The following is a 7,185-nucleotide window of genomic DNA, read 5'->3' as shown; positions in this document are numbered from 1 at the left end:
CTTCGCATTTTCGAGAATTAGCTTGATGTTGTAGGGGTTACGAATGCCAAGGCCAGAGCCAATCGGAGCACCCAAAGGCATGACCGCAACACAGCCCATTTCTTCAAGGCGTTTAGCAACAAGTGGATCGTCAGTGGTATAAACCATGACCTTGAAGCCGTCTTTTATCAGTTCCTCTGCTGCGATCAATGTTTCTGTTACGTCAGGAAATAAAGTCTTTTGATCGCCTAGTACTTCAAGCTTTACCAAGTCATGTCCACCCAATAGTTCGCGTGCGAGCTTACATGTTCGCACTGCATCTTTAGCGGTATAGCAGCCCGCAGTATTGGGCAGGATGGTGTATTTATCAGGTGAAATAACATCAAGTAGGTTGGGCTCGTCCTTGTTCTGGCCGATATTGGTGCGGCGAACGGCAACGGTGACAATTTCAGCACCGCTAGCCTCTATGGCCAAGCGTGTTTCTTCCAGGTCTTTGTATTTTCCCGTGCCAACTAACAAGCGAGATTGGTAGGTTTTACCGGCAACGGTTAAAGGCGTATTAATATTCGTTGTATCTGTCATAGCTGTACTCTAATTGCTGCTTGGGTTGTAGTGCGTGCTAATATATTGAGTGATTTTTCTAATCTTGAAAGAAGGTCTTCAGATGTCTAGCCACCGCCAATTGCGACGACCACTTCTACCTTATCACCTTCTTTTACTTCGTAGGTATCGTGTTCACTACGGGAAATTATTTCTTCGTTTACTTCGATGGCGTAGCGTTTTCCCTCGAGATCCAGGTGCTGTGCCAGTTCACTCAGCTTGAGTGAAGTGCTTAGCTCATAGGGTTCGCCATTCAGGTTTATCATCATTGTCGTTTTCCACCAGGGTATATCTATATAACGCGGTCTAGTTGGCTTTTCTAAAGGCTAGAAAAAGACACAGCCAACCAGCAATAAAACTCAGGCCTCCAAAAGGCGTTATAGCCCCTAAGAGACGGACTGCTTCGCCAGTAAATGCCTCACTGAATGCAAGCCCATAGAGACTACCACAAAACACTATGATGCCAAGCAGGAAGAAGCTATAACTTGCGTTTAAAAGCTTTTGCGAATGTGGCAGAGGGGAAGCTTCCTTGAACAGGCTCAATATCCCGACCACTAGAATCCCGCATGAGTGAAACATCTGATAATGAACACCCGTTTGATACACTTCTAGCATGCGCTCGCTAATCATCGCTTTTAAGCCATGAGCGCCAAAAGCACCCAAGATCACTGCTAGCATGCATAGCAATGCGCCTATCATAAGCTGGGAATTAGGCTTCATAAGCGAACCTTTCTTTAGTATCGATGTTTAAAGCAGTAAGTGAACCACCCCAGACGCAGCCGGTATCGATAGCTTGAAATTGGTCTTTGTTTGCGCCAGTGAGCCCTGTATTACCCGAGAGTGCCGCCCAGTGTCCGAATATTAGCATGGTGTTGTCGGGCCGAGGCAGGCTGAACCAGGGGACATAGTTATCGGGGGCATCGTCGAGGGTTTCTTTGACGGCAAAGTCGAGCGCACCGTTTTGTTTAACAAAGCGCATGCGGGTAAAGTAGTTTGTAATAGCACGCAGGCGCATCATGCCCGTGTGGTGCTCAGACCAGAGTGCGGGCTCATTGCCATACATCAGGTCAAAGAATGCTTCGTAATCTCCGCGACATAACTCATTGGAAACTTCTTGATTGTAACGATAGGCTTGCTCTGTTGACCATATATGAGGAATGCCGGCGTGACTCATTGCAAGCTTCTGCTCTTTATCCCATATCATTAGAGGTTGATGGCGTAACCAGGTCATCAATTCATGGCAGTCATCTGCTGCAAAAATTTCAGCAAAGGTGTCTTTTCTTTTAGGCTGGCGCTTTAAATAGTAGGTAGCCAATAAGTGAAGGTCATGATTACCAAGAATAACCTTGGCAGGATGTCCGCCTTGGTTACCCAGGCTTTTGATCAGGCGCAGACAGTCAAGCGAGTCGGGGCCTCGATTTACAAGGTCTCCTGCGAACCATAGTTCGTCACGGTTCTGGTCAAAAGATATCTGGTCGAGTAGACGGGTGAGTGCTTGATAGCAGCCCTGAACGTCACCGATGGCATAACGAGCCATAAGCTTTCCTTGTTAGTTATTATTCGTAGGGAAGGGGATCGGCAGCGCTATTTTCTGAAAACGCTTCGAGTCGCTCTTGGCAAGCACCGCATTTGCCACAGGCCTTTTCTCTGCCGTTATAGCATGTCCAGGTTTTACCGTAGTTAAGTCCCATTGCCAGCCCTTTGCTCAGTATTTCTGTCTTATTGATATCCTGAAAAGGTGCAATAATATCAACCGCTTCGTAGTTAGCGATTTTAGAAACCGCATCCATCTTTTCGATAAACTCAGGGCGACAATCCGGATAAATAGCATGATCACCACCGTGGGCGCCGTAGTAGACGGCACTGGCTTTTATTGAAACTGCATAAGCGATCGCAAGAGAAAGCATTACCATATTACGGTTGGGGACCACCGTCGATTTCATGCTTTCTTCTTCATAATGCCCTTCAGGGATTTCAATGTCATCCGTGAGTGAGGAGCCGAGTAATAATTGATGGATTGCGGTGATGTCGACAATTTTATGAGGCAGGCCTAAGTCGTCACATACCTTCTGTGCGTAGTGAAGCTCTTTAGAATGCTTTTGACCATAGTTAAAAGACAGGGCGTAAACTTTCTTACCTTGAGCAATCGCTTGATTTAACAGGGTGAATGAATCCATTCCGCCGGAATAGATAACAACGACTTTATCGCTCATAGCTTCCTCATATAGTCCTTACAGTTGAATTGTGTGGCATTTTATCTCTGTGAACTGGAAAAAGACAGCGGGCTTAGGCCAGATGGTTCAAGGGAACAGAAGTTCGATCGATAATCTTTCTTAGTACAAAGCTGGAATGAACACCGGTAACGCCGGGTATGCGTGTTAGTTTGCCTAAGAGGAAAGCTTGATAGGCATCCATGTCACTCACCAATACTTCAATCATATAGTCCGCAGCTTGCCCGGTGATTAGCATGCATGAGAGTACCTCCGGGCAATCGCTCAATGTTTCCTCAAAGGTATCAAAGCGGTCGTTAGTATGTCTATCCATACTGATTTGTACTAGAGCTGTGAGCTTTAGCCCCAACTTTTCTCTATCTAATAAAGTGACGGTTTTAGATATGAGGCCGCTTTCCTCTAGTTGTTTGACTCTTCGTGAGCAGGGAGAGGGTGATAGGCCGACTTTTTCAGCTAATTCAAGATTGCTGATCCTTCCATCTTTCTGTAGAGCGTCAAGTATGCGCCGGTCAGTTCTATCAATCTTGATCATAGGGTTAGATATATATGCTAATAAAGGTTGCTTAAAAGGTTATTTATTGCTTAATTCTGGTTCAAATAAGAAATAAAAGCAATCTATAACTACATATTGACGCATATAATATCCCTATTGTTGAGCAGTACTCATCTCTCTAGAAATGTAAGGTATAGGAGCATCGCGATGTCATTTGACCACCGTAAATATCAGGCTTTTCCTCGTATAGAGTTGCCCTCGCGCCAGTGGCCTAATCAGCATATTGAGCGTGCGCCGATTTGGTCAAGTGTCGATCTTCGGGATGGAAACCAAGCCTTGATAGAACCCATGTCAGTTGAGCAGAAAAAACGCTTGTTCAAGTTGCTGGTCAAGGTAGGGTTTAAGGAAATTGAAGTCGGCTTTCCAGCGGCATCGCAGCCTGATTTTGACTTTGTTCGTTGGGTGATTGAAGAGCAACAGGTCCCGGATGATGTAACTTTGCAGGTTTTGACCCAGGCACGGCCCGAGTTAATCGAGAGGACATTTGAGTCTTTGAAAGGTGCGCGTAGAGCGATTGTTCACGTTTATAACTCCACTTCTACGGTACAGCGGGAGCAGGTTTTCAAGCTTGGAAAGCAAGGTATTATTGATATCGCCGTAGCGGGTGCCCAAAAGGTTCTAGGCGAAGCAGAAAAAGCGCCAGAAACAGAATGGGTTTTCCAGTATTCACCAGAGAGCTTTACCGGGATAGAAGTCGATTTCGCGGTAGAAGTCGTCGATGCGGTAACTGATGTGTGGCAACCAAGTGTAGAAAAGCCCTGTATCATTAATTTGCCTGCCACGGTGGAAGTGTCTACGCCGAATGTTTTTGCTGACCAAATTGAGTGGTTTGGAAGTCACGTTAAACGTCGAGACGCTATTATCTTGAGCGTGCATACCCATAACGATCGAGGTTGTGGTGTGGCTGCAGCAGAACTAGCTGTTATGGCCGGAGCCCAACGAGTTGAGGGTACCTTGATGGGGAATGGCGAGCGAACGGGAAATATGGATGTCATTACCATGGCGATGAATCTGTATAGCCAAGGTATCGACCCTGAATTGAACTTCTCTGATATGGATGAAATTATCCATACAGTTAAGGCGTGTACACAAATAGATGTTCACCCTCGACACCCTTACGCTGGCGACTTGGTGTTTACCGCTTTTTCTGGCAGTCATCAGGATGCGATTAAAAAATGCTTGTCTGTGCGTAAAAAAGAAGATCCATGGCAAGTTGCTTATTTGCCGATAGACCCGACTGATTTGGGGCGTAGTTATCAGGAGGTTATTCGTGTTAACTCGCAATCGGGCAAAGGCGGTATCGCATATAGCCTAGAGCGTGATTATGGCTTGAATTTGCCTCGCTGGTTACAGGTGGAATTTAGCTCAGCAGTACAAAAAGAAGCGGAGCTTAGCGGAGGTGAAGTTGATTCCGATAGAATCTGGGCGCTTTTCAGGGAAACATATATTGAACAGCAGTCTCCAGTGCATCTAGGGCCTTTTGAGATGAAGCGCTCAACGCATGACAGTATCGAGGCCCAGATCTTTACTGCTCAAGGTTCGGTGAATGTATCAGGTCAGGGACATGGTTTGATGGATGCTTATGTTGATGCCATGAATGCGCAATTTTCGTGTGATATGAAGGTATTGGAGTATTCTGAACATGCGCTTGATCATAGGACCGATGCTGAAGCAGTGACCTATGTTCAGGTCAACATCAATGGCCAGCGCTTCTCGGGGGTGGCGATTCATGAGGATATTGTTACGGCATCTTTGAATGCAGTGATGAGTGCTTATAATCAGTTTATAGCCAAGCAAAACGGAGCCAGCAATAGACTTACTGGCACTTTATAGCCGACTAAACTTTTAGCAGGTTAATAATTTGCAAGGTAGCCTGATTGAAGGAGGGTGAAGGGAAAAATTGTGATAGCATCAGCTCATCATAATTTTTACTGAGTAATAACAATAGGGAACGATATGAAGAAAACACTTTTATTTGCAGTAATGCTAAGCTCTGCCAGCACAGCATCCGCGGGCTTTTTTGACTCGATCTTTGGTAAGAAAGAGGCGGCTCCAGTTGCTCAAACTACCATGACAAATGAAGTAGCAAAAGCTGCGAGTGAAGAGGTGCCAGCAGAAGCATCTGAGACGGGTTCTATGGTTGATATGGCGATGGGGTTATTGCCTACTTTGACTCAAGGGTTGGGAGTTTCTAGTGACCAGGCTGAAGGTGGAATGGGTGCTTTGTTAAAGTTGGCGCAGACAACTCTTTCAGGCGATGAGTTTGGTTCTTTGAGTGAAGGCATTCCTGGTATTGAGGGTATGTTGGCGGCTGCGCCGAGTTTGGGTGATAGCTCAGGCGCGGGCTTAGGTGGCATACTGTCTAAAGTAAGTGGCGCATCAGGTTCACTAGGCGCGCTAGGAGAAGTCACAAAACAGTTTGAAGCCTTAGGCTTGAGCCCGGATATGGTGCTGAAGTTCGCACAGATGGCCATTGAATATTTCTCTGGAGACTCTAAGTCATCTGATGAGCAAGGTTCAGGTATCGATATTGGTGGTTTACTACAGAAAGGCTTAGGTGCAATTTTGTAGTTCTATCGCAAATTACGAATAAAAAAGGGTGCTATGAGCGCCCTTTTTTATTGCGATAAGTGACGGCTTTACTTTCCTGCGCTTTCTAAAGGAAGTAGCTTTAATTCTACACGGCGATTAGCCTGACGGCCTTCGGCAGTGTCATTAGAAGCAACTGGGAAGCGTGGCCCTTTACCCGAAGAGTGAATGCGCCCAGAGGCAATGCCACGAGTCTGGAGTGCATACTTAACGCTGTTAGCACGCTGTTCGCTGAGAGTCTGATTAAACGATAGCGCGCCAGTGGAGTCTGTATGCCCGGTGATTTCAATTGCAGTCTTATCAAATTCCTTTAAGACCAGTGATACAGAATGAATGATTTTCTCAAAACTGGCCTGTAAATCCGACTTACCCGTTTCAAAGGTAATGTTGCCAGGCATCACTAAGATTATTTCGTCGCCCACACGCTTAACGCTTACGCCGCTATTTTTTAGCTGGTGCCTTAGTTTTGCTTCTTGCTGGTCCATGTAATAACCCGCACCACCACCAATAGCGCCACCGGCAACGGCACCAATAAGTGCGCCTTTGCCTCGGTCAGACTTACTCGAGGTTGCAACCCCGATCAGTGCTCCCGCGACTGCCCCGGTCACTGCGCCTGTCGTTGCGCTTGATACTTCTTCTTCACCGGTATAAGGGTCATAGGTCATACAAGCACTGGTTAAGGATGCTAGAACAGTAAGGCTTACGATTTTCTTATTCAACATGAGTTTGCTCCATTATTTCCGTATATATAAATAGTGCTAAAAGGTGCTTAGACTTCGTCTACGTCAACTTGTCCGGATAGCCTGCGCCGAATATGAGACCAGCTCATGCCCAAACATAGAATTGCAGATATAAAAATTTCTAATAACCAGACGAAAGCACTGGGTTCACTTATGCTAATTAAGCCAATATCGATTAATGCCCAGATAATAATCGCGACGAGCAGCGCTGCGAGGGTGAGCCCGACGGGCCCTAAAGATTTTAGCGTAGCTCTAACGTAAATAACCCAGCCAATGATTAAGGCGACTGCTGATAAGGCTAACCAGGGTGTTGGTTCTGATATAGAAGAGAGCAACCAGTGGTAATAAGAAAAGGTGCTTGGGTTGTAGCTCAATAATACAAGTAATAAAGCGAAAACGAAGCGAATCGCGATGCCTTTGGATGTAATGCTCTTCATTCAATGGGAACCTGTTAAAGAATATTTATCTTCTTAGTATAATAAGCAATGCACAT

10 protein-coding genes are annotated in these 7,185 nt (G+C 45.8%); 2 read left to right on the top strand and 8 right to left on the bottom strand.

Translation table 11 applies throughout. From position 1 onward, the window contains the following. The 6 genes from A3761_RS21815 to A3761_RS21790 all read right to left on the bottom strand — a co-directional run. Window positions 1-561: thiazole synthase (locus tag A3761_RS21815; RefSeq protein ID WP_068750867.1), on the bottom strand; the 561-nt coding region annotated here is incomplete at its 3' end. Window positions 562-647: 86 nt separating this feature from the next. Continuing rightward, on the bottom strand, window positions 648-848 hold the full coding sequence (thiS, locus tag A3761_RS21810) for a sulfur carrier protein ThiS (protein WP_068512106.1): 201 nt from the start codon (window positions 846-848) through the stop codon (window positions 648-650). A gap of 37 nt (window positions 849-885) precedes the next feature. Further along, window positions 886-1,299 carry a DUF423 domain-containing protein gene (locus A3761_RS21805; protein ID WP_068512109.1) on the bottom strand — a complete coding sequence of 138 codons (414 nt, stop codon included), beginning with the start codon at window positions 1,297-1,299 and terminating at the stop codon, window positions 886-888. Then, window positions 1,289-2,116, bottom strand: coding sequence for a symmetrical bis(5'-nucleosyl)-tetraphosphatase (locus A3761_RS21800; RefSeq protein WP_068512112.1), 828 nt, complete (start codon window positions 2,114-2,116; stop codon window positions 1,289-1,291). Before A3761_RS21800 ends, A3761_RS21805 begins: the two co-directional genes overlap by 11 nt. 19 nt (window positions 2,117-2,135) lie before the next feature. Then, a complete protein-coding gene (queC, locus tag A3761_RS21795) occupies window positions 2,136-2,792 on the bottom strand; it encodes a 7-cyano-7-deazaguanine synthase QueC (protein ID WP_068512115.1) in 657 nt (218 codons plus the stop codon). 73 nt (window positions 2,793-2,865) lie between these two features. Continuing rightward, window positions 2,866-3,342, bottom strand: coding sequence for an Lrp/AsnC family transcriptional regulator (locus A3761_RS21790; protein WP_068512117.1), 477 nt, complete (start codon window positions 3,340-3,342; stop codon window positions 2,866-2,868). Window positions 3,343-3,510: 168 nt separating this feature from the next. Between A3761_RS21790 and leuA the strand changes: the two genes are divergently transcribed. Next, complete coding sequence (leuA, locus tag A3761_RS21785) at window positions 3,511-5,196, top strand: 2-isopropylmalate synthase (RefSeq protein WP_068553256.1); 1,686 nt, start codon at window positions 3,511-3,513, stop codon at window positions 5,194-5,196. A gap of 123 nt (window positions 5,197-5,319) precedes the next feature. Continuing rightward, window positions 5,320-5,934, top strand: coding sequence for a DUF2780 domain-containing protein (locus A3761_RS21780; protein WP_068513472.1), 615 nt, complete (start codon window positions 5,320-5,322; stop codon window positions 5,932-5,934). A 68-nt stretch (window positions 5,935-6,002) separates the two neighbouring features. Here the strand turns inward: A3761_RS21780 and A3761_RS21775 are convergent, their stop codons facing one another. Both A3761_RS21775 and A3761_RS21770 read right to left on the bottom strand, forming a co-directional pair. Beyond that, a complete protein-coding gene (locus A3761_RS21775) occupies window positions 6,003-6,674 on the bottom strand; it encodes an OmpA family protein (protein ID WP_156490355.1) in 672 nt (223 codons plus the stop codon). Between the two features lie 47 nt (window positions 6,675-6,721). Next, window positions 6,722-7,129, bottom strand: a complete 408-nt coding sequence (locus tag A3761_RS21770; RefSeq protein WP_068553254.1) for a DUF6524 family protein — start codon at window positions 7,127-7,129, stop codon at window positions 6,722-6,724. Between the last annotated feature and the right edge of the window lie 56 nt (window positions 7,130-7,185).

Source organism: Oleiphilus sp. HI0123 (assembly GCF_001635315.1).
Note: the sequence above shows the minus strand (reverse complement) of the source record. Positions and strands in the feature narration are given on the sequence as shown.